The 26,623-nt window shown below is 73.8% G+C and carries 27 protein-coding genes; 8 read left to right on the forward strand and 19 right to left on the reverse strand.

The window, feature by feature from the left end:
* Positions 1-41: 41 nt before the first annotated feature.
* From ABZY44_RS22610 to ABZY44_RS22655, 10 genes are all read right to left on the reverse strand, one after another.
* The gene (locus ABZY44_RS22610; protein ID WP_356656563.1) at positions 42-572 is read right to left on the reverse strand and encodes an amino-acid N-acetyltransferase; all 531 of its coding nucleotides are present in this window, start codon (positions 570-572) and stop codon (positions 42-44) included.
* A gap of 9 nt (positions 573-581) precedes the next feature.
* Positions 582-1,070 carry a BlaI/MecI/CopY family transcriptional regulator gene (locus tag ABZY44_RS22615; protein ID WP_356656565.1) on the reverse strand — a complete coding sequence of 163 codons (489 nt, stop codon included), beginning with the start codon at positions 1,068-1,070 and terminating at the stop codon, positions 582-584.
* 149 nt (positions 1,071-1,219) lie between these two features.
* On the reverse strand, positions 1,220-1,396 hold the full coding sequence (locus ABZY44_RS22620; protein WP_356656567.1) for a hypothetical protein: 177 nt from the start codon (positions 1,394-1,396) through the stop codon (positions 1,220-1,222).
* A 13-nt stretch (positions 1,397-1,409) separates the two neighbouring features.
* Complete coding sequence (locus ABZY44_RS22625) at positions 1,410-2,045, reverse strand: hypothetical protein (RefSeq protein ID WP_356656569.1); 636 nt, start codon at positions 2,043-2,045, stop codon at positions 1,410-1,412.
* A gap of 81 nt (positions 2,046-2,126) precedes the next feature.
* Positions 2,127-2,312, reverse strand: a complete 186-nt coding sequence (locus ABZY44_RS22630; protein WP_356656571.1) for a DUF397 domain-containing protein — start codon at positions 2,310-2,312, stop codon at positions 2,127-2,129.
* Between the two features lie 288 nt (positions 2,313-2,600).
* Positions 2,601-3,410, reverse strand: a complete 810-nt coding sequence (locus ABZY44_RS22635; RefSeq protein ID WP_356656573.1) for a type III pantothenate kinase — start codon at positions 3,408-3,410, stop codon at positions 2,601-2,603.
* Between the two features lie 3 nt (positions 3,411-3,413).
* Positions 3,414-4,397 (reverse strand): carboxylating nicotinate-nucleotide diphosphorylase, encoded by a 984-nt coding sequence (gene nadC, locus ABZY44_RS22640; RefSeq protein ID WP_356656575.1) that lies wholly within the window; start codon positions 4,395-4,397, stop codon positions 3,414-3,416.
* Between the two features lie 2 nt (positions 4,398-4,399).
* Complete coding sequence (locus ABZY44_RS22645) at positions 4,400-6,172, reverse strand: L-aspartate oxidase (protein WP_356656577.1); 1,773 nt, start codon at positions 6,170-6,172, stop codon at positions 4,400-4,402.
* The gene (gene panC, locus ABZY44_RS22650; protein WP_356656579.1) at positions 6,169-7,161 is read right to left on the reverse strand and encodes a pantoate--beta-alanine ligase; all 993 of its coding nucleotides are present in this window, start codon (positions 7,159-7,161) and stop codon (positions 6,169-6,171) included. Before panC ends, ABZY44_RS22645 begins: the two co-directional genes overlap by 4 nt.
* A complete protein-coding gene (locus tag ABZY44_RS22655; RefSeq protein ID WP_356656581.1) occupies positions 7,158-8,102 on the reverse strand; it encodes a DUF2520 domain-containing protein in 945 nt (314 codons plus the stop codon). Before ABZY44_RS22655 ends, panC begins: the two co-directional genes overlap by 4 nt.
* 382 nt (positions 8,103-8,484) lie before the next feature.
* On the opposite strand from ABZY44_RS22655, the gene ABZY44_RS22660 reads away from it, so the two are divergent.
* The 3 genes from ABZY44_RS22660 to ABZY44_RS22670 all read left to right on the forward strand — a co-directional run bounded on the left by ABZY44_RS22660 (position 8,485) and on the right by ABZY44_RS22670 (position 12,853).
* The gene (locus ABZY44_RS22660) at positions 8,485-9,627 is read left to right on the forward strand and encodes a beta-eliminating lyase-related protein (protein ID WP_356656617.1); all 1,143 of its coding nucleotides are present in this window, start codon (positions 8,485-8,487) and stop codon (positions 9,625-9,627) included.
* A gap of 333 nt (positions 9,628-9,960) precedes the next feature.
* Positions 9,961-11,085: a DUF5937 family protein gene (locus tag ABZY44_RS22665; protein ID WP_356656583.1), complete on the forward strand. Its 1,125-nt coding sequence runs from the start codon at positions 9,961-9,963 to the stop codon at positions 11,083-11,085.
* A gap of 214 nt (positions 11,086-11,299) precedes the next feature.
* Complete coding sequence (locus ABZY44_RS22670; protein ID WP_356656585.1) at positions 11,300-12,853, forward strand: M28 family metallopeptidase; 1,554 nt, start codon at positions 11,300-11,302, stop codon at positions 12,851-12,853.
* Between the two features lie 94 nt (positions 12,854-12,947).
* On the opposite strand, the gene ABZY44_RS22675 is transcribed toward ABZY44_RS22670, so the two are convergent.
* The 3 genes from ABZY44_RS22675 to ABZY44_RS22685 form a co-directional block, all read right to left on the reverse strand.
* A complete protein-coding gene (locus ABZY44_RS22675; RefSeq protein ID WP_356656587.1) occupies positions 12,948-13,163 on the reverse strand; it encodes a hypothetical protein in 216 nt (71 codons plus the stop codon).
* Between the two features lie 105 nt (positions 13,164-13,268).
* On the reverse strand, positions 13,269-14,147 hold the full coding sequence (locus ABZY44_RS22680) for an arylamine N-acetyltransferase (RefSeq protein ID WP_356656589.1): 879 nt from the start codon (positions 14,145-14,147) through the stop codon (positions 13,269-13,271).
* Positions 14,148-14,287: 140 nt separating this feature from the next.
* Positions 14,288-15,280: an SAM-dependent methyltransferase gene (locus ABZY44_RS22685; RefSeq protein ID WP_356656591.1), complete on the reverse strand. Its 993-nt coding sequence runs from the start codon at positions 15,278-15,280 to the stop codon at positions 14,288-14,290.
* Between the two features lie 105 nt (positions 15,281-15,385).
* Here ABZY44_RS22685 and ABZY44_RS22690 point away from each other — a divergent pair, with 105 nt between their 5' ends.
* Together ABZY44_RS22690 and ABZY44_RS22695 are read left to right on the forward strand one after the other, a co-directional pair.
* On the forward strand, positions 15,386-16,588 hold the full coding sequence (locus ABZY44_RS22690; RefSeq protein WP_356656593.1) for a sensor histidine kinase: 1,203 nt from the start codon (positions 15,386-15,388) through the stop codon (positions 16,586-16,588).
* 3 nt (positions 16,589-16,591) lie between these two features.
* Positions 16,592-17,284, forward strand: a complete 693-nt coding sequence (locus tag ABZY44_RS22695; protein WP_356656595.1) for a response regulator transcription factor — start codon at positions 16,592-16,594, stop codon at positions 17,282-17,284.
* 69 nt (positions 17,285-17,353) lie between these two features.
* Here the strand turns inward: ABZY44_RS22695 and ABZY44_RS22700 are convergent, their stop codons facing one another.
* Both ABZY44_RS22700 and ABZY44_RS22705 read right to left on the reverse strand, forming a co-directional pair.
* A complete protein-coding gene (locus tag ABZY44_RS22700; protein WP_356656597.1) occupies positions 17,354-18,712 on the reverse strand; it encodes a PH domain-containing protein in 1,359 nt (452 codons plus the stop codon).
* Positions 18,709-19,200 carry a PH domain-containing protein gene (locus ABZY44_RS22705; protein ID WP_356656599.1) on the reverse strand — a complete coding sequence of 164 codons (492 nt, stop codon included), beginning with the start codon at positions 19,198-19,200 and terminating at the stop codon, positions 18,709-18,711. Before ABZY44_RS22705 ends, ABZY44_RS22700 begins: the two co-directional genes overlap by 4 nt.
* Before the next feature lie 55 nt (positions 19,201-19,255).
* Between ABZY44_RS22705 and ABZY44_RS22710 the strand changes: the two genes are divergently transcribed.
* Positions 19,256-20,398: an NADH-quinone oxidoreductase subunit D gene (locus tag ABZY44_RS22710; RefSeq protein ID WP_356656601.1), complete on the forward strand. Its 1,143-nt coding sequence runs from the start codon at positions 19,256-19,258 to the stop codon at positions 20,396-20,398.
* Between the two features lie 77 nt (positions 20,399-20,475).
* Entirely contained in the window at positions 20,476-21,774 is a 1,299-nt protein-coding gene (locus tag ABZY44_RS22715) for an alpha/beta hydrolase (protein WP_356656603.1), read from the forward strand.
* On the opposite strand, the gene ABZY44_RS22720 is transcribed toward ABZY44_RS22715, so the two are convergent.
* The 4 genes from ABZY44_RS22720 to ABZY44_RS22735 all read right to left on the reverse strand — a co-directional run bounded on the left by ABZY44_RS22720 (position 21,771) and on the right by ABZY44_RS22735 (position 25,413).
* On the reverse strand, positions 21,771-22,862 hold the full coding sequence (locus tag ABZY44_RS22720) for a hypothetical protein (RefSeq protein WP_356656605.1): 1,092 nt from the start codon (positions 22,860-22,862) through the stop codon (positions 21,771-21,773). The two genes, ABZY44_RS22715 and ABZY44_RS22720, sit on opposite strands and share 4 nt — an antisense overlap.
* A 97-nt stretch (positions 22,863-22,959) precedes the next feature.
* On the reverse strand, positions 22,960-23,949 hold the full coding sequence (locus tag ABZY44_RS22725) for an ABC transporter substrate-binding protein (protein WP_356656607.1): 990 nt from the start codon (positions 23,947-23,949) through the stop codon (positions 22,960-22,962).
* A 67-nt stretch (positions 23,950-24,016) separates the two neighbouring features.
* The gene (locus tag ABZY44_RS22730; protein WP_356656609.1) at positions 24,017-24,682 is read right to left on the reverse strand and encodes an ABC transporter permease; all 666 of its coding nucleotides are present in this window, start codon (positions 24,680-24,682) and stop codon (positions 24,017-24,019) included.
* A complete protein-coding gene (locus tag ABZY44_RS22735; RefSeq protein ID WP_356656611.1) occupies positions 24,682-25,413 on the reverse strand; it encodes an ABC transporter permease in 732 nt (243 codons plus the stop codon). The genes ABZY44_RS22730 and ABZY44_RS22735 overlap by 1 nt, the downstream gene beginning before the upstream one ends.
* A gap of 134 nt (positions 25,414-25,547) precedes the next feature.
* On the opposite strand from ABZY44_RS22735, the gene ABZY44_RS22740 reads away from it, so the two are divergent.
* Positions 25,548-26,510: a betaine/proline/choline family ABC transporter ATP-binding protein gene (locus ABZY44_RS22740; RefSeq protein ID WP_356656613.1), complete on the forward strand. Its 963-nt coding sequence runs from the start codon at positions 25,548-25,550 to the stop codon at positions 26,508-26,510.
* Positions 26,511-26,623 lie beyond the last annotated feature (113 nt).

Genomic DNA, 26,623 nt, shown 5'->3' on the forward strand with positions numbered 1-26,623 from the left:
GCCACACGTACGGGGGCCCTGGGAAAATCCCGCTTGATCGGTCAGAGGTGCAGAAGCATCCGGCTGTTGCCCAAGGTGTTCGGCTTCACTCGTTCGAGACCGAGGAACTCGGCGACGCCCTCGTCATAGGAACGCAGCAGCTCCATGTAGACATCCGTCTCGACCGGGGTCTCCCCGATCTCCACGAAGCCGTGCTTCGCGAAGAAGTCCACTTCGAAGGTCAGGCAGAATACTCGGCTCACACCGAGCCGACGGGCTGTCTGCAACAACTTGTCGAGCACGAGATGTCCGACTCCGACGCCCTTCAAGTCGCGGTCGACGGCGAGAGTCCGGACTTCGGCCAAGTCTTCCCACATCACGTGGAGTGCGCCGCAGCCCACCACTTGACCGTCGTCGTCGCGTTCCGCGACCCAGAACTCCTGGATGTCCTCGTAAAGGACGACCGGCGCTTTGTCCAGGAGGATGCGCTGCTGCACGTACTGGTCGAGCAGGCGGCGCAGCGCGGGAACATCGCCGGTGCGCGCTCGGCGGATCGTCACGGTTTTTGCATGTGCAGCGGAAAACTCACCCATGCCCGGACGTTATCGCCCCGGCTCGTCGCTCCGCCCGGCGGAGTCGCCTTCGGCGCCGTGATCCGCCGCGGCGGGAGGGGGCGCGGGATCCGCGGCGGTATCCGCCGCCGGCCCGGGGGCGGGCTCCACCGCGGGTTCCGCCGGCTGAACGATGCGGACGGCGTCCCGCAGGGCCTCCCGCTGTTCGGCCGACATCATGCCGAAGAAGGCCACGAGGGCGGCGGCGGGGTTGTCACTCGTGGACCAGGCCTCGTTCATCAGTGCGGCCGAGTAGGCGGCGCGGGTGGAGACCGCCGTATATCGATAGGCGCGGCCTTCCGCTTCCCGGCGGACCCAGCCCTTCTGGTGAAGATTGTCCATAACGGTCATGACCGTGGTGTACGCGATGGACCGTTCCTGCTGCAGGTCTTCCAGGACTTCGCGAACGGTGACCGGGCGGTTCCACTGCCACACCCGCGTCATGACTGCGTCTTCGAGTTCTCCCAAGGGGCGAGGCACATCAGCACGATAGTGCGGGATGTCGGGAATTGCCCGGCTATTCGGGCGGCAACGCGCGAAAAATCCGGGTGCGCCGTCCCGACGCGCACAGGGGGCGTACGGCCCGGAAGCCGTACGCCCCGCGTGTGCGTCAGAGCCCTCGGAGGGGGCTACTTCTGGGCAGGGGACTGCTGCTGGGCGGCCTCGGCACGGGCGAGCACGGCGTCGACCACCGCGTCCTCCTTGCCCTTGTTGGCGCCGCCCTGGCTCTTCACGATCGTCACGACGAGCGCAATGAAGAACACGGCCATCACGAAGGGGGGCACGAGCGCGGAAACGTAGTCCATGCCCCAAGCCTAGCTACCCGGCCGCGCGTCCGGCCGCCGGGGGCGGGCCGGGCTTGCGGCGCGGCGGGAACACCTCGCCGGGGGTCGGGACGGGCCGTGCGGGCCGGTCGTCGGGCCGCGGCTCCGCGGGCTCCTTCTCCTTGCCCGAGCCCGAGCCGGAACCCGAGCCGGAGCCGGACCCCGCGCCGGCTCCCGGACCCGAGCCGCCGGCGATGGCCAGCAGCCGGGTCCGCGGCGCGGGCGCGGTGGACAGCCTGCGGCGTACCGACCGCTCCGCGACGGCCTGCGCCCGCTCGAGCAGGGCGGCCGCGACCGGGTTGGCGCGCAGGGCCCGCAGGGCGGCGAGGTCGTCCGGCACCGGCTCGTACCCGGCGGCCAGGGCGTCCTGCAGCAGTTCCAGGTAGCCGGAGAGGCTCCCCGGCAGCGCGGCTCTGTACCGCACGAGGTCGGCGAGGAGGAACGCTCTGAGCCGACCCGCCTCCTGCACCGCGTCGTCCACCGACGCCGCCAGGCGCAGGCATTCCTGGACCTCCATGGCCGTCAGAGGGGCCGTGGAGGACTGAAGGGCGTGAGCGAGCGAACGCCTGAGCACGTGAAGCTCATCAGCGCTGAACGCCATGCCGCCGCGGGATCCGTAGGGCGTGGGCATGGGCAGAAGATACGCGCTAATCGGACAAAATCCCTTGACTGGACACGGACGCGGCGCGGCGCGACCGGCCAGGTGGAGCAATCAGCCCGTCCGCTTGATCACGCCGAGGAAGTCCGCCCAGGCGGCCTGGGTGGTGGCGAGGACGAGGTGGGCCGGGTCCGCGCGGTCGGCCACGCGGACCAGGGTGCCGGGGGCGGCGCTGACGTACACGCAGTTGTCCCCCTCGCCGCAGAACGAGGACTTCTGCCAGGCGGTCCGTTCGGTCATGGTGTCTCCTCCGTTCACGGGCGCGTGGGGCGCCGTGGACGAGCTCCCGGTGTTTCTCGTGGAAGGACGTTATCCCCGCGCCGGGCTCCCGCCTCCTGTTTCCGCGGAATTTCCCCCGCGCGTCCGCGGCCGGGCCGGAGCGGCACCCCCGCCGTGCCGGGGCCGGGCGGAGGCCCTCCGGGGGCCCGCACGGGCTCCGGCCGGGACCACGCGTACGGGCGTGGTCCCGGCCGGAGCCGGACGCGTACGGCGGGGCCCGCCGGCCGTGGGACGGCGGGCGGGCCGGCGCTACGCGAAGTGCGGAGCGTTGCGCTCGTAGACCAGGCGCAGGCCGATCAGGGTCAGCCAGGGCTCGTGGTCGTCGATGACCGACGCCTCCCCGAGGACCATGGGGGCCAGGCCGCCCGTGGCGATGACGCGGACGTCGTCCGGATCTCCGTTCGGGCCCGCGAGCTCCTTCGCCATCCGGGCGACGACCCCGTCGACCTGGCCGGCGAAACCGTAGACCACGCCCGACTGCATCGCCTCGACCGTGGACTTGCCGATGACGTTGCGGGGGCGGGCCAGCTCGATCTTGCGGAGCTGGGCGCCGCGTACGCCGAGGGCCTCCATGGAGATCTCGATGCCCGGGGCGATCACCCCGCCCACGTACTCGCCCTTGGCGGACACCGCGTCGAAGGTGGTCGCCGTACCGAAGTCGACGACGATCGCCGGGCCGCCGTAGAGCTCGACGGCGGCGACCGCGTTGATGATGCGGTCCGCGCCGACCTCCTTCGGGTTGTCCGTGAGGATCGGCACCCCGGTCTTGACCCCGGGCTCCACGAGGACCGCGGGCACGTCCCCGTAGTAGCGGCGGGTGACCTCGCGCAGCTCGTGCAGCACCGACGGCACCGTGGAGCAGATCGCGATGCCGTGGATGCCGTCGCCCAGCTCGGTGCCGAGCATCGGGTGCATGCCCATCAGCCCTTGCATGAGCACGGCCATCTCGTCGGCCGTGCGGCGCGGGTCGGTCGAGATGCGCCAGTGCTCGACGATCTCGTCACCGTCGAACAGGCCCAGCACCGTCTGGGAGTTGCCCACATCGATGGTGAGGAGCATCGGCTACACCGCCTCGCGCAGATCGAGACCGATGTCCAGGATCGGGGCGGAGTGGGTGAGCCCGCCGACCGCGAGGAAGTCGACGCCCGTCTCGGCGTAGGCGCGGGCGGTGTCCAGGACCAGGCGGCCCGAGGACTCCAGTGCGGCGCGGCCCGCGACCAGGGCGACGGCCTGAGCGGTCTGCTCCACGGTGAAGTTGTCCAGCAGGATCAGACCCGCGCCGGCCTCCAGGACCTCGCCGACCTGCTCCAGGGTGTCGACCTCGACCTCGATCGGGACCTCCGGGAAGGCCTCCCGCACGGCGTTGAAGGCCTGGGCGACGCCGCCGGCCGCCACCACGTGGTTGTCCTTGACCAGCGCCGCGTCCGACAGCGACATGCGGTGGTTGGTACCGCCGCCGCAACGCACCGCGTACTTCTCCAGGGAGCGCAGGCCCGGGGTGGTCTTGCGGGTGTCGCGGACCTTGGTGGCGGTGCCCTCCAGGGCGTCGACCCAGCGGCGGGTCTCCGTCGCGATGCCCGACAGGCGGCACACGATGTTGAGGGCGCTGCGCTCGCCGGTCAGCAGGTCGCGGGTGCGCGAGCGCACGGACAGCAGCACCTGCCCGGCCTTGACGACGTCGCCGTCCTCCGCGTGGCGCTCCACCTCGAAGGACTCGGTGCAGACGACCGAGAACACGGCCTCGGCGATGCGCAGGCCCGCCACGACGCCGTCCTCGCGGGCGACGAAGTCGGCGATGGCCTCGGCCTCTTCGGGGACGGTGGCGACGGTGGTGACGTCCTCTCCGCCGTCGAGGTCCTCGGAGAGCGCCATGTGCGCGATGTCCTCGACCTCGATGGCGTCCAGGCCCGCCTCCTCGAGCAGCTCGACGAGGGCCGGGTCGAGGCCGGACTCCTCGCCCTCGCCGCAGGCGCAGTCGTCGCCGCAGCCGCCCTCGTTCTGGCCGGCGAGGGGGAGTTCGTTGTGGTCGTGCTCGTGCGTGCTCACGGTTACTGCTCCAGGCTGTCGTTGCTCAGGGGGATCTGTACGGACGGGAAGTCCGCCGATTCTGTGGGGGTGACGACCAGGGCCCGTCGCTCCGCCTCCGAAAGGCGTACGACGAGGTGGCGGCGCCAGACGGCGTCGTCCCGGTCGGGGTGGTCCTCGCGCCAGTGGCACCCGCGGGTCTCCGCGCGCTCCTGGGCGGCGGCGACCAGCACCCGGGCGACGCACAGCAGATTGGTGGCCTCCCAGGTCTCGGTGCCGGGGACGGCCGTCTTGCCCCGGGTCTCCAGCTCGCCGGCGGCCGTCGCGTACAGGGCCTCGAGCGCGGCGGCGGCCCGGCGCAGCGACGCGGCGGAGCGCAGTACGCCCGCGCCGTCCGTCATGATGCGCTGGATCTCGTAGCGCGCCTCGGCGGGCTGGAGGGGGCCGGTGGCCGGGACGGGGAGGGCGGGGGCGGCCGGACCGGCGGGGCCGGTGCCGGGCACGGCCCGCGCGATGATGTCGTCGGCGATGCGCTCGGCGAAGACCAGCCCCTCCAGCAGGGAGTTGGAGGCCAGCCGGTTCGCGCCGTGCACGCCGGTGCAGGCGACCTCGCCGCACGCGTACAGGCCGGGGACGGTCGTGCGCCCGTGCAGGTCGGTGCGTACGCCGCCGGAGGCGTAGTGCGCGGCCGGGGCCACGGGAATGGGCTCGGTGACCGGGTCGATCCCGTGGGAGCGGCAGGCGGCGAGGATGGTCGGGAAGCGGTGCTCCCACATGTGCGCGCCGAAGTGCCGGGCGTCCAGGTACATGTGCTGCGTACCCTGCTCCTGCATGCGGCGCATGATGCCCTTGGCGACGATGTCGCGGGGCGCGAGCTCGGCGAGCTCGTGCTGGCCGGTCATGAAGCGGACGCCGTCGGCGTCGACGAGGTACGCGCCCTCGCCGCGCACGGCTTCCGACACCAGGGGCTGCTGGCCTTCGGCGTCGGGGCCGAGGAAGAGCACGGTGGGGTGGAACTGCACGAACTCGAGGTCGGAGACCTCCGCGCCGGCGCGCAGCGCGAGCGCGACCCCGTCGCCGGTGGAGACGGACGGGTTGGTGGTCGCGGAGAAGACCTGGCCCATGCCGCCGGTCGCGAGGATCACGGCGGGAGCGCGGACCGCACCGACCCCGTCGTGCTGTCCCTCGCCCATGACGTGCAGCGTGACGCCGGCGGTACGGCCCCGCTCGTCCTGGAGGAGGTCGAGGACGAGCGCGTTCTCGACGGTCTCGATGCCGGCCGCGTGGACGGCTTCGACGAGCGCCCGCGAGATCTCCGCGCCCGTGGCGTCGCCGCCCGCGTGCGCGATGCGGCGGCGGTGGTGGCCGCCCTCGCGGGTCAGCTCGATCTCACCGGTCTCGGCCGAGGTGTCGAAGACGGCTCCGGCCTCGATGAGGCGGCGTACGGCGCCGGGGCCCTCGGTGACCAGGAGGCGTACGGCGGCTTCGTCGCACAGGCCGGCACCGGCGACGAGGGTGTCCTCGAGGTGCTGTTCGGGGGTGTCCCCGTCGCCGAGGGCCGCGGCGATGCCGCCCTGGGCCCAGCGGGTGGAGCCGTCGTCGAGGCGGGCCTTGGTGACCACGACCGTACGGCGGCCCGCGGCGGCGCAGCGCAGTGCGGCGGTCAGGCCCGCGACTCCGGATCCGACGACCACGACGTCGGCGTCGACGGCCCAGCCGGGGGCCTGGGCGTGCAGCCGTATGCCGGTGCCGGTGGTGGTGCCCGCCTTTGCGGGACCTCTGCCTGGGGTGCTCACGCGTGTGCTCCGAACTCCAATGGAATGTTGTCGATCAGCCGGGTCGTGCCCACTTTCGCGGCGACGGCCAGCACGGCCTGCCCGGTGAAGCCGGGGCCTGCCTCGGTGAAGTCCTGGGGGTCGATCAGCGCCAGGTAGTCCAGTACGAGGGGCGGGTCGTGGCGGCCCGCCTCCTCCAGTACGTGCCGCGCGGCGGCACGTACGGCGTCGGGGAGTCCGGCGCCCGCCGCGGAGACGGCGTGCGCGTCGGCGGAGGCGCGGATCTCGCCGAGCCGGGCCAGAGCGGTGGCCCGCTCGTCGCCGGCCGGCGGGGCCTGGGCCTCGGCGCGGGCACGCAGCGCGGCCTGGGCCGCGAGCCGGTCGCGACCGGCGAACAGGGCGCGGGAGAGGGCGAGGGCGGTGTGCCGCTCCGTGCCGGAGAGGTAGCGGTTGCGGGAGGACAGCGCGAGCCCGTCGTCCTCACGGACGGTCGGCACGCCTACCACCTCCACCGGGAAGTTCAGGTCCGTGACCATCCGCCGGATCAGGGCGAGTTGCTGCGCGTCCTTCTGGCCGAAGAGCGCCAGGTCGGGGCGGGTGAGGTGGAGCAGCTTGGCGACGACGGTCAGCATGCCGTCGAAGTGGCCGGGGCGGGTGGCCCCTTCGAGGCGCTCGCCCATCGGGCCGGCGCTGATCCGCACCTGGGGGTCACCGCCCGGGTAGACCTCTTCCACGGCGGGGGCGAACACCGCGTCGGCGCCCGCCTCTTCGGCCAGGGCCAGGTCGGCGTCGAGGGTGCGGGGGTAGCGGTCGAGGTCCTCGTTCGCCCCGAACTGGAGGGGGTTGACGAAGACGGTGACCACGACCTGGCCGTCGGGGCCGGCCTGGGCGCGGGCGGCGCGGACCAGGGTGGCGTGGCCCTCGTGGAGGGCGCCCATGGTCATGACCACGGCGCGGCGGCCGGTGCGGGGGAGCTCGTGCAGCTCGTCGGCGGTGTCGAGGAGGATCACCGGTCACCGCCTCCGGGGCCGTCGCGGCCGTCGAGGCCCGGGTCCTCGGCGCCGTCGGCGAGGACGCCGAGGAGGTCCTCGGCGAGCTCGGGCTTGAGCAGGCCGTGCGCGAGGGCCCGGTCGGCGGTCGAGCGGGCCATCGCGAGGTAGCCGGCGACCGTGGCCGGGGCGTGCTTGCGCAGCTCCGAGACGTGCACGGCGACGGTACCGGCGTCGCCGCGGGCCACCGGTCCGGTCAGGGCCGCGTCACCCGAGCGCAGGGCGTTGTCCAGGGCCGCGCCCAGCAGCGGGCCGAGCATCCGGTCGGGGTGCTCCACGCCGGCCTTGTGGAGCAGCTCCATCGACTGGGCGACCAGGGTGACCAGGTGGTTCGCGCCGAGGGCGAGGGCCGCGTGGTAGAGCGGGCGGTTCGTCTCCGCGATCCACTCGGGCTCCCCGCCCATCTCGATGACCAGGGCCTCCGCGGCGAGCCGCAGCTCGTCGGGGGCGGTCACCCCGAAGGAGCAGCCGGCGAGGCGCTGCACGTCGACCTCGGTGCCGGTGAAGGTCATCGCCGGGTGCAGGGCCAGCGGCAGGGCGCCCGCGCGGCGGGCCGGGTCGAGCACGGAGACCCCGTACCGCCCGGAGGTGTGCACGAGGAGCTGTCCGGGCCGGACGGCCCCGGTCTCGGCGAGGCCCTGCACCAGCGGCGGCAGCGCGTCGTCGGGGACGGTCAGCAGGACGAGGTCGCTGGCCTGGAGGACCTGCGCGGGCGGGACGACCGGCACGCCCGGCAGCATGCGCTCGGCGCGGCGGCGGGAGGCGTCGGAGACCCCGGACACGGCGACGGGCCGGTGCCCGGTCTGCTGGAGGGCGCGGGCCAGCGCGGGGCCGACCCGGCCGGCTCCGACGACGCCGACGGAGAGCCTGGCAGGGCGCTCCGCCTGAGGAGATGTGTTCACGCGGGGAAGGCCTTCCGTTCCAGTCCGCAGGGGGTACCGGACGATACGTCGCCATGCTAGCCCCTGGGCGTGTTGGCCGGTCGGCGATGATCGGGGCATGAACGAGGACACGGAAGCGGTGGCGGGTCGGGCGGCCGGGCGGGATCCGGGCGGGACGGCGGACCGGGGCGCGGAAGGGGCCGCGGGCCGGTACGCCGGCCGGGACTCCGACGGGAGCGCCGGGCGGGACCCGGAGCGGGCCCCGGAGCCGGCCCCGGAGCCGGCCCCGCAGCAGGCCCCGCAGCAGGCCGCAGAGCGGACCCCGGCGCAGGCCCGCGGCCAGGGCGCCGAGGAGGCCGCGGAGGCCGCGGACGAGTCGGCCGTGGCCGAGGCCGCCGAGGAGATCGCCGCGCGGGCGGCCGAGGAGCGGGCCGAGGAGTTCTCCGGGCGGCTCCTGGCCGCCGGCCGGGCCGCCCGGCGGAAGCTGTCGCACAGCCTGCGGGAGGCGACCATGGCCGGGCTGCTGGCGGAGCTGGGCGCGCTGGCCCCGGACCCGGACGAGCCGGCCGACGTCTACGGCGACGCGGTCGTGGCCCGGCTGGAGCGCCGGGTCGCCGAGCTCCTGGGCACCGAGGACGCGGCGTTCTTCCCGACCGGGACCATGGCCCAGCAGATCGCGCTGCGCTGCTGGGCCGGGCGGACCGGGAACCCGGTGGTCGCCCTGCATCCGATGAGCCATCCGGAGCGCTGGGAGGGGGGCGCGGTGTCGGTCGTCTCCGGGCTGCGGACCGTGCACCCCACGGGCGAGCCGCGCCAGCCGACGGCCTCGGAGATCGCCGAGCTGGCGGAGCCGTTCGGGACGCTGATGCTGGAGCTGCCCCTGCGCGACGCCGGTTTCCTGCTGCCCACCTGGGAGGAACTGTCGGCGCTGGTGGCCACCGCCCGGGAGCGGGACGCGGTGGTCCACTTCGACGGCGCCCGGCTGTGGGAGGCGACCACGCACTTCGGGCGGTCCCTGCCCGAGATCGCCGCGCTGGCGGACTCCGTCTACGTCTCCTTCTACAAATCGCTGGGCGGCCTGAGCGGGGCGGCCCTCGCCGGTCCGGCCTCGCTCGTCGCGGAGGCCAGGGTCTGGCGCCACCGGTACGGCGGCCAGGTCTTCCGCCAGTTCCCCGCCGCGCTCTCGGCCCTGGCCGGGCTGGAGCGGGAACTGCCGAAGCTCCCGTCCTACGTCGCCCAGGCGCGGCGGGTCGCGGCCGCGCTGTCCGCGGCCCTGGCCGCCTGCGAGGTCCCCTGGTTCCGGGTCAACCCGCGGGCTCCGCACACCCACCAGTTCCAGGTCTGGCTCCCGTACGACGCGGACCGCCTCACGGAGGCGGGCGTCCGGCTGGCGGAGGAGACGGGCACGGTCCTCTTCCGCCGCTGGTCCCCCGACGGCCCGCCCGGCCTCTCGGTGACGGAGGTGGAGGTGACGGAGCCGGGGCTGTCGTGGACGGAGGCGGACGTGACCAGGGCCGTCACCGACTTCGTGGCCCGCATCCGGTGACGCCGGCCCGGCGGCCCGGACGGGCGCGGCCGACGGCGCAAGGCGCGGACTCACCCCCTCGGCCGCGCCGGGCGCACCGGTCGGCCGAGCCCGTCAACCGGCGTACTGCGGAGCGCCGCCGCGGAGCCCGTCCGCGGGCCGGTGGGATCCGGCGCCCGACGCGCCGGCGGCTCGTCCCCGCCGCCCGTGACCCCCGCTCCCGGTCACCCGTCCGGACGGGGCTGCCTGTCACCCGTACGGGAGCAGCGGCCCGTCACCCGTACGGGAGAGGCCCCCTGCACCGGCCGCCCGGTCCCGTCAACCGCGTGGCCCGCGCCCGGGCAGAATGATGCGATGAGCGTCACCATCGACATCACCGGGCTCCCCGCGGAGCGGATCGGCTTCGCGCCGTCGCCGCTCGCGGAGCTCTGCATGGCGTTGCACGCGCTCTCACAGCCCGGCCACCACCCCGGGCTGGCCTCCTGGACCTCCGCCACCACGGCCGCGCTCGACCCCTGCATCGCGGACCGGCTGCTGGAGGGCGATTTCATGTGGCGCAGCTCCTTCGCCGACATCTTCATGCCGTTCGCCGGGATCCCCGGCGGCTCCGGCCGGCCCGGCGCGACGCTGGCCGAGGAGCTCGACCTGCTGGACCGGCTGGACGACGAGCGGTTCGTGTCGGCCGCCCTGGAGCACTGCCGGCTGACCATGTACGACGGCGGCGTCGCACACTCGCCGCTCGCGGATCCGCTCGCCCGCGCGAAGGCGCTGGAGTCGGCCTCGGCGCGCGGGCCGCAGCAGCTCGCCTTCGCCGTGCGGGTGCTCGACGACACCGCCGGCGTCCGGGTGTGGCTGCGCCGGCTGCTGGAGGACTGCGACGAGGCCTTCTTCGCGGAGACCTGGAACCGGATCGAGCCCCGGCAGAGCGCGGACGCCCGCCACAAGACGGAGCTGCTGCGCCGTAAGGGGCTCCCGGCCACGCTCAAGGAGGTCTCCTCGGCGCTGAGCCTCGACGAGGGGCTGACCACCCTCTCGGTGGACAAGATGGTGCACGGCTCCACGACCGCCACCGATCCCCGAATAGGCGACGGCCTGCTGTTCGTCCCGACGAACTTCGGCTGGCCGCACCTGCTGGTGCTGCACGCCCCCGGCTGGCGGCCGGTCGTCCACTACCCGCTCGGCTCTCCCGAACTGGCCTCGTCCCCGGGGTCGGTGGAGCTGCTCCAGCGGCGCATGGAGGCTCTGGCCCATCCGATGCGGATGATGCTGTGCCGCAGCCTGGCACGTGCCCCGTACACGACCGGCGAGCTGGCGGCCGCGTACGGGATCACCGCGCCGGAAGTGTCGCGCCATCTGGCGGTGATGAAGAAGGCCGGGCTGCTCCAGACGCGCCGGCAAGGCCGTTACGTACAGCACCAGTTGGAGCTGGCTGCGGTCGCCCGTATCGGTTCCGACTTCATCGAGGGCATCCTGCGGTAGTCCCGCGGCGGTACCCACAGCGGTCATTGGCCGGATTTCGACGGCTCGGATGCACCGATATACGGATTTCACAAACCGGAATCAGCGAAAACTCTGGCCACGGCCGCTACTTGCTGTCTAACGTGCGTCCACCACTCCCCCCACGCAACGCGCCCGAACTGCCTCAGCACCCGCACCAGCACTCGCTCTCGCACCCGTCGTGGAAGGACCTTGCATGCCCTCACGCCGTATAGCCGCAGCCACCGCCGCCCTGGCAGCCGCGGCACTCGTCTCCCCTCTGCTGCTCGCCGGTCCGGCCGGTGCCACCGGCAACCCGCAGAGCGACGCCGCCAAGGGTGACGCCCTGGCCAGGAAGCTGGTCAAGGAGGCGACCGGCAAGGGAGCCAACAACCACCTGAAGGTCCTGCAGGCCATCGCCGACTACAACAACGGCAACCGCGTGGCGGGTTCCAAGGGCCACGAGCAGTCGGCCAAGTACGTCGAGGCCGTGATGCGCGCGGCCGGCTACAAGGTCACCAGGAACGAATTCGACTTCGTGTACGTCGAGGCGATCGCCGAGAGCCTCAAGGTCAACGGCGCCGGGGGCCGCGACGTCCCGATCAAGGTGATGACGTACACCGCCAGCGGCCCGGAGAACGGCGTGACGGCCCCGGTCGCCGTCGCCCCCGTCGACGCGGACGGCACGAACGGCTGCGAGCCCGGCGACTTCGCCGCGGGCGCCTTCACCGGCAAGGTCGCCCTGATCAAGCGCGGCGGCTGCACCTTCGCGGTCAAGCAGGCGAACGCGGCGACGGCCGGCGCGGTCGGCGCCGTCATCTACAACAACACCGCGGGCGCCCTGAACGGCACCCTCGGGGCGGCCGACGCGGGCAAGGTCCCGACCGGCGGCGTCACCCAGGCGGACGGCGAGCGGCTCGCCGCCGAGGCCGCGGCCGGACCCGTCGAGGTCACCCTCGACATCCGCGAGTTCCACGAGGACCGCAAGACGTTCAACGTCATCGCGGAATCGCGGGGCGGCGACGAGGACAACACCGTCTTCCTCGGCGCGCACCTCGACTCCGTCGCGGCGGGCCCGGGGATCAACGACAACGGCTCCGGCTCGGCCGGCATCCTCCAGGTCGCGCAGCGCCTCGCGAGCAGCCAGACGAAGATCAAGAACAAGGTCAAGTTCGCCTGGTGGTCGGCGGAGGAGTTCGGCCTGCTCGGCTCCGACGCGTACGTCAGCGGGCTGAGCGACGCGCAGAAGAAGCAGATCAAGCTCTACCTGAACTTCGACATGATCGCCTCGCCGAACGCCGCGTACTTCGTCTACGACGGCGACGACTCGGACAAGGTCGGCTCGGGCCCCGGCCCGGAGGGCTCGGCCCAGTTGGAGAAGGGCATCACCGACTTCCTCGACGGCCGCGGCATCCCGCACGAGGGCTCCGACTTCACCGGCCGCTCGGACTACGGCCCGTTCATCGAGGCCGGCATCCCGTCCGGGGGTACGGACACGGGCGCGGAGGGCATCAAGACGGCCGCGCAGGCCGCCAAGTTCGGCGGTCAGGCGGACGTCGCGTACGACGTGAACTACCACGGCAAGGGCGACACGATCGCGAACATCGACCAGAAGGCGCTCGACATCAACGTCGACGTCATCGCGAACGCGGTCGGCCACTACGCGTACGACCTGGCGCCGCTGGCGCAGCCGGTGGTGTCGAAGCCCAGCACCGGATCCGGCACGGGCGGCGGCCTGCGCCCCGGCCACGACCACGACGCCACCTCGTAGTCGACGGGCGGTGACCGTCGGGCCGTAGGGGCAGCCGACGGGCGGTACGGGTGGGGGCGGCCGGGTACGGACCGGCCGCCCCCACCCGCGTGTTTCAGAACAGCGGGAGCTGGCCGGGATGCGGGCCCAGCGTGAAGCCGTCGAGCGTCGGGGCGGCCGCGCCGAGCATCACACGGGCCCGGGAACCGGGGCAGGAGACCAGGTCTCCGCGCCCCCGCCCGGCCGGCGGGTCGTGGCGGGCGATCCGCCCTGCGGTCACGGCGCAGTCGCGGCCGCAGGAGGGACAGGCTCGGCGCGGGGAGTGGGACATGCCCCCAGTCTGCCCTCCGTCGTGACGTCCGGGCCGCCCTCCGGCCGCGCTCCTCCTCGTCCCGCCCCTCTCCCCGGCCCCGCCCTCGCCCCCGCTCGCGCCCCGTCAGCCGCGCCGAGTCTCCAGCCAGGTCTCGTGGGCGCGGCTCACCCGGGCCCACAGCGCCGCGCGGTCGGCGGGGGTCAGGTCGTCGAGTTCCAGTCCGAAGAGGCCTTCCAGGGTGGCGTAGAACTCCTCCGGGCCGTCCAGCACCCGTTCCGTGTTCCCCTTCACGGGGTCGACCCGGCTCAGCACCCGCCCGCGCAGCGCGTCGATGCCGTCCGCGTCGCGCCGCAGGACGGCGAAGGCCCGTACGAATCCGGAGTCCTCGGAGGTCGACAGCCGGACGTGCTCGGCCTCGAAGTCGGCCGTCCCGGCGGGTTCCGCGCGGAAGCTCACGACGGGGGCGGAGCTGCCCGGGTGGCGGTAGACCCACGCCGGCCGGTCCTCGCCCCCCGCCGGCTCCGGCCGCTCCAGGGAGTAGCCGAACGCGCCCTGTCCGTAGGAGCCTTCGCGCAGCGGCAGCGGCTCGTGCGGGCCGTCGCCGAGGCCGGCGTCCACGTAGTACTCCGCCCCGTCGACCCGGACGGTGAGCACCAGGTGGTCGCCGCTCACGCCCCGCTCGGCGGACGCGGACTCGGACTCCTTGTACACGCCGCCGAGATGGCGGGTGACGTCGTAGCCGAGGCGGCCGAGGAGCGCCGCGAAGGCGCCGTTGAGGTGGAAGCAGTACCCGCCGCGGCCGGCGGCGAAGCGGCGCACCGACAACTCGGGGTCGATCCCGGCCGGCCGGCCGAGCTGGATGTCGAGGTTCTCGTACGCGATGCGCTCCAGGTGGGCCCGCTGGAGGGCGAACAGCCCCTCCGCGGAGGGGGCGCCGGGGGGCTCGGTGATACCGAGCCGCCGCAGGTAGGCCGAGTAGGCGTCGGCTATGCCGGAAGTCATGCGGGGCAGCCTAAGGGCTGGTCCGACACGGGAGGGCCGGCCGCGATTCGACGATCACGCGGTGCGGGCGGTGCGGGCGGCGCGGGCGGAGGATCCCGTCCCGTGCGGCCCGGCGACCCCAGCCGCCCGGGGCAGTGTGCCTAGCCCGGCCAGCGGCCGACGCCCACCGGCTGGACGAGCCAGCCGAAGTCGCCGAGCCCGCCGCGGGCGGTGAGTTCGGCGGCCTCCCCCGCCAGGGACAGCGCGCGGACGTACGCCGCCGGGTCGCTCGAGGCCAGCGCGAGCGGCGGCCGCGCCCCCGAGACGCCGAGGGCGCCCAGTGCCTCGCGCTGGGTCAGCAGCGCGGCCCCCGGCCCCGCGCACGCGTCCAGCGCCACGTGGGCGGTGACGTCGCAGCTGCCGTCGGGGACGGGCGCGACCTCCCGCCCGGCCCGGAACCCGGTCAGCGTGCCGTACGGCGGCCGGGTGTCCCGGGTGTGGGCGTAGTCCACCGCCACCGCGAGACCCCGGTCCACCGTCGCGACGGCCGCCGCCCAGGCCTCGTCGCGCGGCCTGCCGATCTCCGCCCGGCCCGCGCCGGGCCACCACCGGTCCAGCCAGGCCCGGTCCCTGCCGTCCACCGGGCCGCCCGCGCTCTGCGTACCGTCCCGCGCGACCTCGACGTACCGTCCGTCCTCGGCGAGGTCCACCGGGACGTTGTCGAGCCATTCGTTGGCGAAGAGCAGCCCCCGCGTCCCCCCGGGCGGCTCGTCGGTCCACCGGATCCGCCCGTCGAGGCCGTCCGGCCGCCCGGCCCGCTCCACCCCGTACGGCCGCACCCGCGCCGCCGTACCCGCCGGCAGTTGCGCCAGCACCCCGGCCAGCAGTTCCCCCCGCCCGGCCCCCACATCGACCAGGTCCAGCTCCTGCGGGCGGCCGAGCTCCTCGTCCACCCACAGCAGCAGCCGGGCCACGGCGCGCGCGTAGAGCGGGGAGGCGTGCACGGAGGTGCGGAAATGCCCGGCGGGACCGGGCCCGCCGGGGCGGACGTAGAACCCCCCGGGCCCGTACAGCGCGCGCTCCATCGCCGTCCGCCAGCGGACGGGCCGCGCCCGTTCCGCTCCGTCTGCCGTGCGTTCACCCTGAGTGCTCATCGCGGAAAGGTTATGGCGCCTCCACCTCCGGTAGTACTCCCCCCGCATCCGGATCGCCCCTCTGGTTGACTCCAGCACCTATCCGCTGTCCCTACTCTGGGTTACGTGCAGCGTCTCTACGACTTCCTCCGCAGACACCCGACGGGCGTCGACAGCTTCTGGGCTGTCCTCCTGTTCGGGGTGTCGATGACGAACGTCGTGGGCGAGCCCGCCCTGGACACCGGGCTCAAGCTGGCCGCCGTACCCCTGGCCGTCGCGCTGAGCACGGCCGTGGCACTGCGCCGCAAGTGGACCCAGCAGATGTTCTGGCTCGTCCTCGGAGCCGGGATCTACCAGCTGGCCCTGGCCGTCACGGCCGGCACGTGGGACCTGGCGATGTTCGCGCTCCTCTTCACGGTCGCCGCGAGCGACGTCCCTCGCTTGGTGTCGCGCACCGCCCTGGGCTGGGGGCTCGCGGCCGCCCCGCTCTACTTCCTGCGCTTCGGCGTGGACAAGGGGACCACGGGCTTCGAGACCCTCGCCTACTCCCTCTTCATGATCGTCCCCTTCGCGCTCGCCTGGGTGCTGGGCGACTCCCTGCGCACCCGGCGCGCCTACTACGCCCAGCTCGTCGAGCGCAATCAGCGCCTGGAGAAGGAACGGGCGGCCCAGGCCCAGGTGGCCGTCGCCGCCGAGCGCGCCCGGATCGCCCGCGAGCTGCACGACGTCGTCGCGCACAACGTCTCGGTGATGGTGGTCCAGGCCGACGGCGCCGCCTACGTCATGGACTCGGCCCCCGAGCAGGCCAAGGAAGCCCTCCAGACCATCTCCGGCACCGGGCGCCTCGCGCTGGCCGAGATGCGCCGGCTGCTGGGCGTCCTGCGCACCGGCGAGCCGCAGGAGTCCGAGGACTACGTGCCGCAGCCCGACGTGGAGCAGATCGACGTGCTGGTCGAGCAGGTGCGGGCGGCCGGACTCGCGGTGGACTTCGAAGTCGAGGGCACCCCGCGCCCCCTGCCCAGCGGCCTGGAGCTGACGGCGTACCGGATCGTCCAGGAAGCGCTGACGAACACGCGCAAGCACGCCGGCCCGGACGCGAGGGCCAGCGTGCGCCTCGTCTACTTCGACGACGGACTCGGCCTGCTCGTCGAGGACGACGGCCGCGGCGCGGCCCACGAGCTGTACCAGGACGGCGGAGCCGACGGTGCCGGACACGGACTCATCGGCATGCGCGAACGCATCGGTATGGTCGGGGGCACCCTGGACGCGGGCCCTCGGCCCGGTGGCGGCTTCCGGATCAGTGCCCTGCTCCCGCTCAAGAAAAGGTGATCGATGTCCTTCCCCACCGGCTCCTCCATCCGCGTGATGCTGGTCGACGACCAGGTGCTGCTGCGCACCGGCTTCCGGATGGTGCTCGCCGCCCAGCCCGACATGGAGGTGGTCGCCGAGGCCGGCGACGGCCTGGAGGCGCTGGAGGTGCTGCGGGCCACCAAGGTCGACGTGGTGCTGATGGACGTCCGCATGCCCCGGCTCGACGGGGTCGAGGCCACGCGCCGCATCTGTGAGCCCGCCGAGCACCCCAAGGTCATCATCCTGACCACCTTCGACCTGGACGAGTACGCGTTCTCGGGTCTGAAGGCGGGCGCGAGCGGGTTCATGCTCAAGGACGTCCCGCCGGGCGAGCTGCTGGCCGCGATCCGCTCGGTGCACAGCGGCGACGCGGTCGTCGCCCCGTCCACGACCCGCAGGCTCCTGGACCGCTTCGCGCCGATGCTCCCGGCGACCTCGTCCGAGCCGCGGAACAAGGACGTCGAGCGGCTGACGGAACGCGAGCGCGAAGTCATGATGCTGGTCGCCCAGGGCCTGTCCAACGGCGAGATCGCCGCCCGCCTGGTCCTCTCGGAGGCCACGGTGAAGACCCACGTGGGCCGCATCCTGACCAAGCTGAACCTGCGCGACCGCGTCCAGGTCGTGGTCCTCGCGTACGAGACGGGCCTGGTCCGCGCGGGCGGCGGCGGCGCCTGACCCGACCGGGACCGGACGCACCGCCGGCCGGTCGGCGGCCGGTCGGCGGCCGGGCCGGCGCGCCGGGCCTCAGGCCTGGCCGGCGGCCGGGCCTCCGGTCATCCAGCGGTCGGGGCGGGCCGCGGCGCGGGAGGTGCGGGAGCGGGCCGCCTGCGCGTCGAGCAGCTCGGCGGCCTCGGCCGTCCCGCGCAGGCGGGCCGTGACCGTGGCGTTCGCGCCGGTGTCGACATGGACGTCGGCCACGCCGCGGGCCCGCTCCCAGGGGCCCTGGGAGCGGCGCACGCTCTGCACCTTGGCGTGCGGGACGATCTCCGTCCGCCGGCACAGGCGGCCGCGGCGCGCCGCGAACACGTCCTCGGAGACGGCCAGCCCGTACCCCTTCCACCACACCGGCACCACCCAGCGGGATCCGGACCGTGGCGACGGGACGAAGGCCAGCCCCGTCAGGTCGACGCCGGGCAGGACGCGCGCGACGACGGCGTGGGCGGCGGCGCGGGTGGCCACCGGGACCAGGACGTCGTTCTTCGAGCCGGCCACCGCCAGCTCCACCCGCACCCAGCCGCGCCGTCGCCACAGCAGCGGCTCGACGATCCGTACGGTCTGCACGCGCCCCGGCGGCACGGTCTCGTGGGCGCGGTCCAGCAGCCCGTGGTCGAGGCGGAGCCCGTCCGGGGATTCGGCGACGGTCCAGTCGTACTCGGCGAGGAACCGGCCGGCGGTGCCCTTCCAGACCGCGCCCAGGACCGGGAGGAGGGTGAAGGCGGCCACCCACGGGCTGGAGCTGAACCACCACACCGCGAACGGGGCGGCGAGCCCCCCGGCCACGGCCGCCGGGGCCCAGAGGGTCAGCACCAGCGACATCGCCAGGTCGCGCGGGCCCACCCGGAGCAGCTGCCGCTCGGGGGCCTCGCCCAGCGTGACGGCCTCGGCCGGGGCGAAGCCGGCCGCGCGGGCCAGCAGCTCGGCGCGGAGCGCGACGGCCTCGTCCTCGCCGAGGAAGGCCAGTTCGTCCTTGTCCTCGGTGCCGATGACGTCGAGGCGGAGTTTGGCCACGCCGGCGAGCCGGGCCAGCAGCGGGCGGGTGACGTCGACGGCCTGGATCCGGTCGAGGCGGATGTGGGCGGTACGGCGGAAGAGGAGCCCGCTGCGGATGCGCAGCTCGGCGTCGGTGACGGCGTAGTGCGTGAACCACCAGCTGAGGAAGCCGTACGCCCCGAAGACGAGGACGAGCGCGGCCAGCGCGAGGGCCCGCAGGAGGGTGGAGAGGCCGGTGACCCACTCCGCCACGTTCTCGCCCTGCTGGGCGGCGACGCCGATGGTCGCGGCGATCGGCACCCAGGCGCGGCGCAGGGGCGTGAGGAAGTGCAGCCGCCGCTCGGCTGAGGCCGCCGCAAGGTCGGCGGAGGCCGCCGCGGGTTCGGCGGTCACAGGCCCGCCGACCTTGCCTCGCCGAGCTCGGTCAGCCGGTCCCGCAGCCGCTCGGCCTCCGCGGGCGCGAGCCCGGGGATCTTCGCGTCGGTCGCCGCCGCGGCCGTGTGCAGCTGGAGGGAGGCCAGCCGCAAGCGTCGCTCCAGCGGCCCCGAGGCCACCTCGACCAGCTGCATCCGCCCGTACGGGACCACGGTCTCCTGGCGCCACATCACGCCCCGGCTGATCAGCAGGTCGTCGGCGCGCTCCGCGTAGCGCCAGGACAGCCAGTTGCGGCCCAGCAGCCACCAGCCCCAGGCGAGGACCGGCAGCCAGACCCCCGCGAGGGCCGCCCACGCCGGACCGGCGGCCAGCCCCAGCACCAGGGCCGTCACCAGCGCGAACAGCCCCGTCCAGAACACCAGCAGAAGCCGCCGCAACGTGAGCAGCCCGCCCGGCAGGCCCACCCACTCGGGTCCGCTCGTCCCACCCGTTGTCCCCGTTTCCATTCCCCCAGCGTAGGGGGGTGGGCCGAGCGGCCCCCCCGGCTGCGAGAATGCCGCCATGACGGAGACCACGGTCGGCATCGGCGGCGCGGCGGAGAGCACCGACATGGTGCTCAACATCGGCCCCCAGCACCCTTCCACGCACGGCGTGCTGCGCCTGCGGCTCGTCCTGGACGGCGAGCGGATCGTCAGCGCCGAGCCGGTGGTCGGCTACATGCACCGCGGCGCCGAGAAGCTCTTCGAGGCCCGCGACTACCGCCAGATCGTGATGCTCGCGAACCGCCACGACTGGCTGTCCGCGTTCTCCAACGAGCTGGGCGTCGTCATGGCCGTCGAGCGGATGCTCGGCATGGAGGTCCCCGAGCGGGCCGTGTGGATGCGGACCCTGCTCGCCGAGCTGAACCGGGTGCTGAACCACCTGATGTTCCTCGGCTCGTACCCGCTCGAACTCGGCGGGATCACCCCGATCTTCCACGCGTTCCGCGAGCGCGAGGAGCTCCAGGCCGTCATGGAGGAGATCTCCGGCGGCCGCATGCACTACATGTTCAACCGGGTCGGCGGCCTGAAGGAGGACCTTCCGGCCGGCTGGCTCGGCCGTGCCCGCGAGGCGGTGGCCGACGTCCGCACCCGCATGGACGTCTACGACAAGCTGGTCCGCGGGAACGAGATCTTCCGGGGCCGCACGCGCGGCGTCGGCATCCTGTCCGCCGAGGCCGTGCACGCGTACGGGGTCTCCGGCCCGATCGCCCGCGCCTCCGGCGTCGACTTCGACCTGCGGCGCGACGAGCCGTACCTCGCCTACGGCGAGCTCCAGGACGTGCTCGAGGTCGTCACCCGCACCGAGGGCGACTGCCTGGCCCGCTTCGAGGTCCTGCTGGAGCAGACCCACAACGCGCTCGACCTGGCCGTCGCCTGCCTGGACCGGATGGCCGAGCTGCCGCCCGGGCCGGTCAACCAGCGCCTCCCGAAGGTGCTGAAGGCCCCCGAGGGCGAGACGTACGCGTGGACCGAGAACCCGCTCGGCCTCAACGGCTACTACCTGGTCTCCAAGGGCGAGAAGACCCCGTACCGGCTCAAGCTGCGCAGCGCCTCGTACAACAACATCCAGGCGCTGGCGGTCCTGCTGCCGGGGCAGCTGGTCGCCGACATGGTGGCGATCCTCGGCTCGCTGTTCTTCGTCGTCGGTGACATCGACAAGTAGGCCTGGGGGGGTAGCACCCCCCACAGGGTCGGGGCGGCCGGATGTCGGGGCGCCCGGAGCGGCCGTAGCTTCGGGCCATGACGATCCAACAGAGCGTCCGCCCGCGCCAGTTGCTCCGACGCGGCGCTGCCGCCGTGGCCCTCGCGGCCGTCCTCGGCGGGATCACCGCACCCGTGGCCCTCGCCGCGCCCGCCACGTCCGGCACCTCCGCCGCGTCCGCCGCGCGGAGCGCCCGCGGCACCCTCATCGGCGTCACCCCCCTGGAGACCATCGGCCGCGGCGAGGTCGTCGCCCGGCTCGCCGCCCTCGGCTTCGACACCTCCACCGTCCGGTACGGCGTCGCCGCCTACCGCCTCGCCTACGCCACCGTCGACCCCCGGGGCCGCCCGACGACCGCCACCGGCCTCCTCGTCCTCCCCGTCCTCCCCCGCCAGGGCGTGTACCGCCTCGACCTGGTCTCCGACACCCACGGCACGATCGCCACCCGCGACGACGCCCCGTCCGGGGGCGCGGGCTCCAACCGGCTCACGCCGTACCTGCACGCCTCCGCCGGCCGCGCCGTGTCCGCGCCCGACTACCTCGGCCTCGGCGGCGGGCCGGGCAGCCACCCGTACATGGACACCGCCTCCTCCGTCACCGCGTCCGTGGACATGCTGAAGGCCACGCGCGCCGCGGCCGCCCGGCTCGGCCGGACCGTCACCCGGGACGTCTACGGCACGGGCTTCTCGCAGGGCGGCCAGGTGGCGATGGCGCTGGGACGCGAACTCTCGCTCGGCCGCGACGGCTTGCGGCTGCGCGGGCTCGCCCCGATCGCCGGCCCGTACGACCTGACCGGCTCCGAGCTGCCCGGCATCACCGACGGCCGGGTCGCACCGCGCACCGCCGTCTTCTACCTCTCCTATTTCCTCACCGCGCAGAACCGGCTGCACCCCCTCTACGAGGACCCGGCCGAGGTGTTCCGCGCGCCTTATGCACAGGCTGTGGAAACCCTGTTCGACGGGAACCACGGGGTGGAGGAGATCGCCGCCGCGCTCCCGGCGACTCCCGAGGAGCTGCTCACGCCCCGGTGGGCCGAGAACGTCCGCGACCCGCACGGCGCCCTGCTCACGGCCCTGAAGGCCGTCGACGGCTCCTGCGACTGGAAGCCCCCGGCACCCGTCCGCCTCTACGCGGGCTCCGGCGACACCGACGTGCCCCTCGCCAACACCCGTGCCTGCGCGGCCGACCTGGCTCGCCACGGAGTCCGGGCGAGGATCGTCGACCAGGGCCCGGACGCCGACCACTTCACCTCGGCGATCCGCTCGGCGCCCCAGGCCGTCCGCTGGTTCGACTCGCTCGGCCGGGGCGTGGCCGGCGGAGCGGGGTCGGACGGCTAGGAGATCGCCGTACGCAGCTGCGCCACGTCGATCGGCTCCGTCTCGTCGTGGGCCGTCAGGTCGATGACCTGGCCCACGGCGCGGTGCTCGGCGGTGGCCTGCTTGAACTCCGGCTCCGCGCCGCCCCGGTCGGACTCCGCCTTGTGTGCGGCGAGGACCTCCGCGCCGACCACGTCGGCCAGGTCCTCGTTCTGGACGGACTCGATGGCCGCGCGGGCCTGCGCACCCGCCTTCGTGCCGAAGAAGTCGAAGCCGCCCTCGACTCGCGAGGCCGAGCGGCGCTGCTGGGAGTACGGGGCCACCGCGGCGGCGGGACGGCGCGCGGGAAGCGCGGCCAGCGCGGGCCGGGCGTGCGCCTCCGGCGCGGGCTTCGCGGACGCGGACTTCGCGAAGGCGGACTTCGCGGACGCGGGCTTCGCGGACGCGGACTTCGTGGAGGCGGACCTCACCGGCCCGGATCCCGGTCCGGATCCCGGCCCGGGCGTGCCCTGCGGCGACGCCTCCGCCCTGCGGGCCAGGGCCCCCAGCGCGGCGTGGGCGCGGGCGAAGCCGACCGGCGTGGGCGCGCCGGAAGCCGTGCGCTCCTCGGAGACGGCGGGAAGTTCCTTGGGCGCCGGGGCGGCCGGGGCCGCGGCGGCCTCGATGGCCAGCAGGCGCCGGCGTTCCAAGGCGCTCGCGCGCTCGGTCTCGGCGGTCGCGTAGCGCCGCAGCAGCGCCGCGTGTTCGCCGCGCAGGCCCGCGAGTTCGACCCGCTTGGCGCGCAGCTTGGCGTCGAGCTTGCCGCGCAGCATCCGGGCCTCTTCAAGGTCGGATTCCAGCTCGGCTATCCGTTCGTCGGTGCGCCACTCGTCCTTGACCCGTTCGCGCCCGAGCTCCGCGACCCGGCGCCCGGCCGCGCGGTCCCAGGACCGCATGACGACGGAGCCGGTGACGCCCGCGGCCGCGGTCAGGGCCACGAGCAGGCGCAGCGGCAGCGGTTCGGCGAGGAGCCAGGCCGCGCCGGCGGCGGCGACGGACACACCGGCAACGGCCGACGGCGTGAGGAGCCGGTGAAGAGGTTCGGGATTGCGGTGGCGTCCACGGGGCATGGCCTGAAATTTACAGGGCGTGGACAGGGTGTGGGGTAACCGCCCGGCAATCTGTTTCCGAGCAGTTACCGTCCTTTCCTCACCCAAGGCGGACCTCTTACTTCTTCACGAGGCCCTTGGACTCGAGATAGGCCTTCGCCACATCCGCCGGCTTGGCCCGTTCGGCGTCGACCTTGCGGTTCAACTCGACCAGGTCCGCCGTGGTCAGCGCCTTGGTGATCTTGTCGAGGGCGGCCGCGATCTCGGGAGCGCCGGCGTCCTTGGCGTGGAGCACGGGGAGCACGTTGTCGGCGTTCTGGAGCTTCTTGTCGTCCTCCAGCAGGACCAGGCCGTAGGCGTCGAGGGTGGCGTCCGTGGTGGTGGTGAGGACCACCTGGTCGACGCCGTCCTTGACCGCCTGCTTGGCCTGCGGGGTTCCGACACCCTTGGGGTCGATACCGGAAATGTCGATTCCGTATGTCTTCTTCAAGCCCGGTGCGCAGAACGGCCGCACGGCGCATTCGTCGCTCGCCGCGATCTTCACCTTGAGCCCGGACGTGCCGAGATCGGAAAGGGTCTTGAGATTGTTCTTCGTGGCGAATTCCCTGGTCACCGCGAAGGCGTTCTGGTCGACCGCCGAGCCCGCCGCGAGCGCCTTCAGACCCAGGGGGCCCGCCAGGTTCTCCAGCGCCGTCACCGTCGCCGCCACGTCGCTCGAGGCGACCGGCTTGGCGGTGGCCTCCTGCGAGCCGTTCACCTTGGCGTTGAGGAACTCCGCGAGGGTCGCCGCGTACTCCGGGACGACGTCGATCTCGCCCTTCTCCAACGAGGGCTCGTACAGCTCGCGGTTGTTGACCGTGGTGATCGAGGTCGAGTAGCCGGCGTCCCCCAGCACCTGTGCGTACAGCTCGGCCAGCACGTTGGACTCGGTGAAGCCGGCCGCGCCGATCACCAGCTTGCCGCCCTTGCCGCCGGCCGCGCCCGGCGCGGACGCCGAGGAGTCCCCGTCCTTGGACTTCTCCAGGCTGTCGCCGCCGCACGCGGTGAGCGAGGCGGTCAGGGCGACCGCACCCAGGGCCGCGCCGAGGACGCGCGTGGACTTGCTCATGTGTCTGCTCCTTCGAGGGGATGGGGGAAGCCGCCAGGGCGTGCGCCGCGGGGCCGGGGTCACGGGGTCAGCGAGCGGCCCCGCCCGGCAGCAGCCGGTCCGCCGCGATCAGTGCGCCCTCCACCAGCAGGGCCAGCGCGGCGACCAGCAGGGCGCCCGCCACGACCTGCGGGGTGTTGTACGTGTTGAAGCCGGCGGTGATGATCCGGCCGAGGCCGCCCTGGCCGACCATGGCCGCGATGGTGGCCGTGGCGACGACCTGGACGGCGCCCGAGCGCAGACCCGTCATCACCAGGCCGCGTGCGAGCGGCAGCTCCACCCTCCAGAAGAGCTGGCTTCCGGACATGCCCATGCCCCGCGCCGCCTCCACCACCGAACGGTCGACCTCGCGCACGCCGACGTACGCGTTGGTCAGCATCGGCGGTACGGCGAAGAGGACGAGCGCGGCGATGGTGGGCACGTAGCCCGCATTGCGCAGCGGCGAGACCATGAACAGGGCCAGCACCGCGAAGACCGGAACGGCACGGCCGACGTTGGAGACGTTGACGGCGAGGCCGCCGCCCTTCCCGAGGTGGCCGAGCCCCAGCCCGACCGGGAGCGCCACCGCGCAGGCCAGCGCCAGGGCGACCCCGCTGACGTACACGTGCTCGCCGAGCCGGTGCCAGACGCCGCTCTCCCCCGACCAGTTGGCGCCGTCCGCCAGCCAGTCCCAGGCCTGCCCGAGGACTCCCATCAGGTCACCTCGGCGACGCGGGCGGTGCGGAGCACGCGCGCGGCGCGCGCGCCCCGGCCGCCGCGGGTGGCGCGGGTCCAGGGCGTGAGCAGCCGCTGGAGGCCGAGCAGCAGCAGGTCGGCGACCAGCGCGAGCAGCACGCACAGCACCGAGGCAGTGAGCACCTGGGCCTTGAAGGAGCTGTTCACGGCGGGTGCGATGAGGTTGCCGAGGCCGCCCTTGCCGACGATGGACCCGACGGTCGTCAGCGCGACCGTGGAGACCGTCGCGATCCGGACCCCGGCCAGCAGGGCGGGGAGCGCCAGCGGCAGTTCGACCTGCCACAGCAGCCGGCCCGCGCCGTACCCCATCCCGCGCGCCGCCTCCCGCACCTCCTCGGGTACGGCTTCCAGACCGGCCAGCACGTTGCGGACCAGGATGGTCAGCGAGTACAGCGCCAGGCCGGTCACCACCAGCGCCGCCGACAGTCCGAACACCGGGAGCAGCAGGGAGAACATGGCGAGCGAGGGGACCGTGTAGAGCAGGGTGGTGAGGCCGAGGACGGGGGCCGCCCAGCGGCGTCCGCGGCGGGCCAGCAGCGCGAGCGGGAGGGACACGGCGATGCCAATCAGCACCGACACGGCCGTGATCCAGACGTGTTCGAGGGTGGCGTCGGTGAGCTCCTGGGACCGGGACGTGACGTACTCCCAGCAGATCCAGTCGTTCGCCACCAGGCAGCTCTGCCCGGCCATCCGCACCTCACCCCCGTCACCTGAACGTACGTATGAGCGACCATAACCCCCGGCACCGACAACGGCCGGAATCCTTCGCACTCGGGCAACACGCCCTTCACAAAGGGTCCGCGCCGGTAGGGAAGGATGGCTCCGTGATCCGATTCGAGCAAGTGACCAAGCGCTACCCCGACGGGACCACGGCCGTCGCGGACCTGTCCTTCGAGGTCGCGGAGGGCGAACTGGTCACCCTGGTGGGCCCGTCCGGCTGCGGCAAGACGACGACGATGAAGATGGTCAACCGGCTCATCGAGCCGACCTCCGGCCGGATCCTGCTGGACGGCGAGGACATCGCGGCCGCCGACCCGGTCGAACTGCGCCGCCGCATCGGCTACGTCATCCAGCAGGTCGGGCTGTTCCCGCACAAGACGGTCCTGGAGAACACGGCCACGGTGCCGCAGCTGATCGGCACCCCGAAGGCCAAGGCCCGCGCGCGGGCGGCCGAACTCCTCGACCTGGTCGGGCTGGACCCGGCCGTCTACGGGGGCCGCTACCCGGAGCAGCTCTCCGGCGGCCAGCGCCAGCGCGTCGGCGTCGCCCGCGCGCTCGCCGCGGATCCGCCGGTGCTGCTGATGGACGAGCCGTTCGGCGCGGTGGACCCGGTGGTGCGCGAGCGGCTGCAGAACGAGTTCCTGGCGCTCCAGCGCACGGTGCGCAAGACGATCCTGCTGGTCACGCACGATCTGGAGGAGGCGATCCGGCTCGGTGACCGCATCGCGGTCTACGGGGCGGGCACCATCGAGCAGTTCGCGCGACCGGCGCAGGTCCTCGCCGCGCCGGCCACCGAGTACGTCGCCGGGTTCGTCGGCGCCGACCGCGGGCTCAAGCGGCTCGCCGTCACGCCCGTCGCGCAGACGGACCTGACGGCCGCCGACGAGAACGCCCCCGCCGCCGGCGTGGCGTTGGGGGCGAGCCTGCGCGACGCGCTGGCGCTGCTGCTCCAGGAGGACTCGGGCCGGATCGGGGTCACTGACCCGGACTCCGGCGCGCTGATCGGTGTACTCACCCCGGAAGGGGTGCACCGGGCACTGCGCCGGGCCCGGCTGCAGGAGGCCTGACGGAGGGCGGGGGCCGGGCCGCCGACCCCGGCCCCCCCAACCCCCCATTCGCGCAACGGCCGAAAGGCAAGAAGCCGCCCCACAAACAAACCCACAACCGCCGGGAAAGCGGG

Source organism: Streptomyces sp. NPDC006544 (genome assembly GCF_040611715.1).
Lineage (GTDB): Bacteria > Actinomycetota > Actinomycetes > Streptomycetales > Streptomycetaceae > Streptomyces.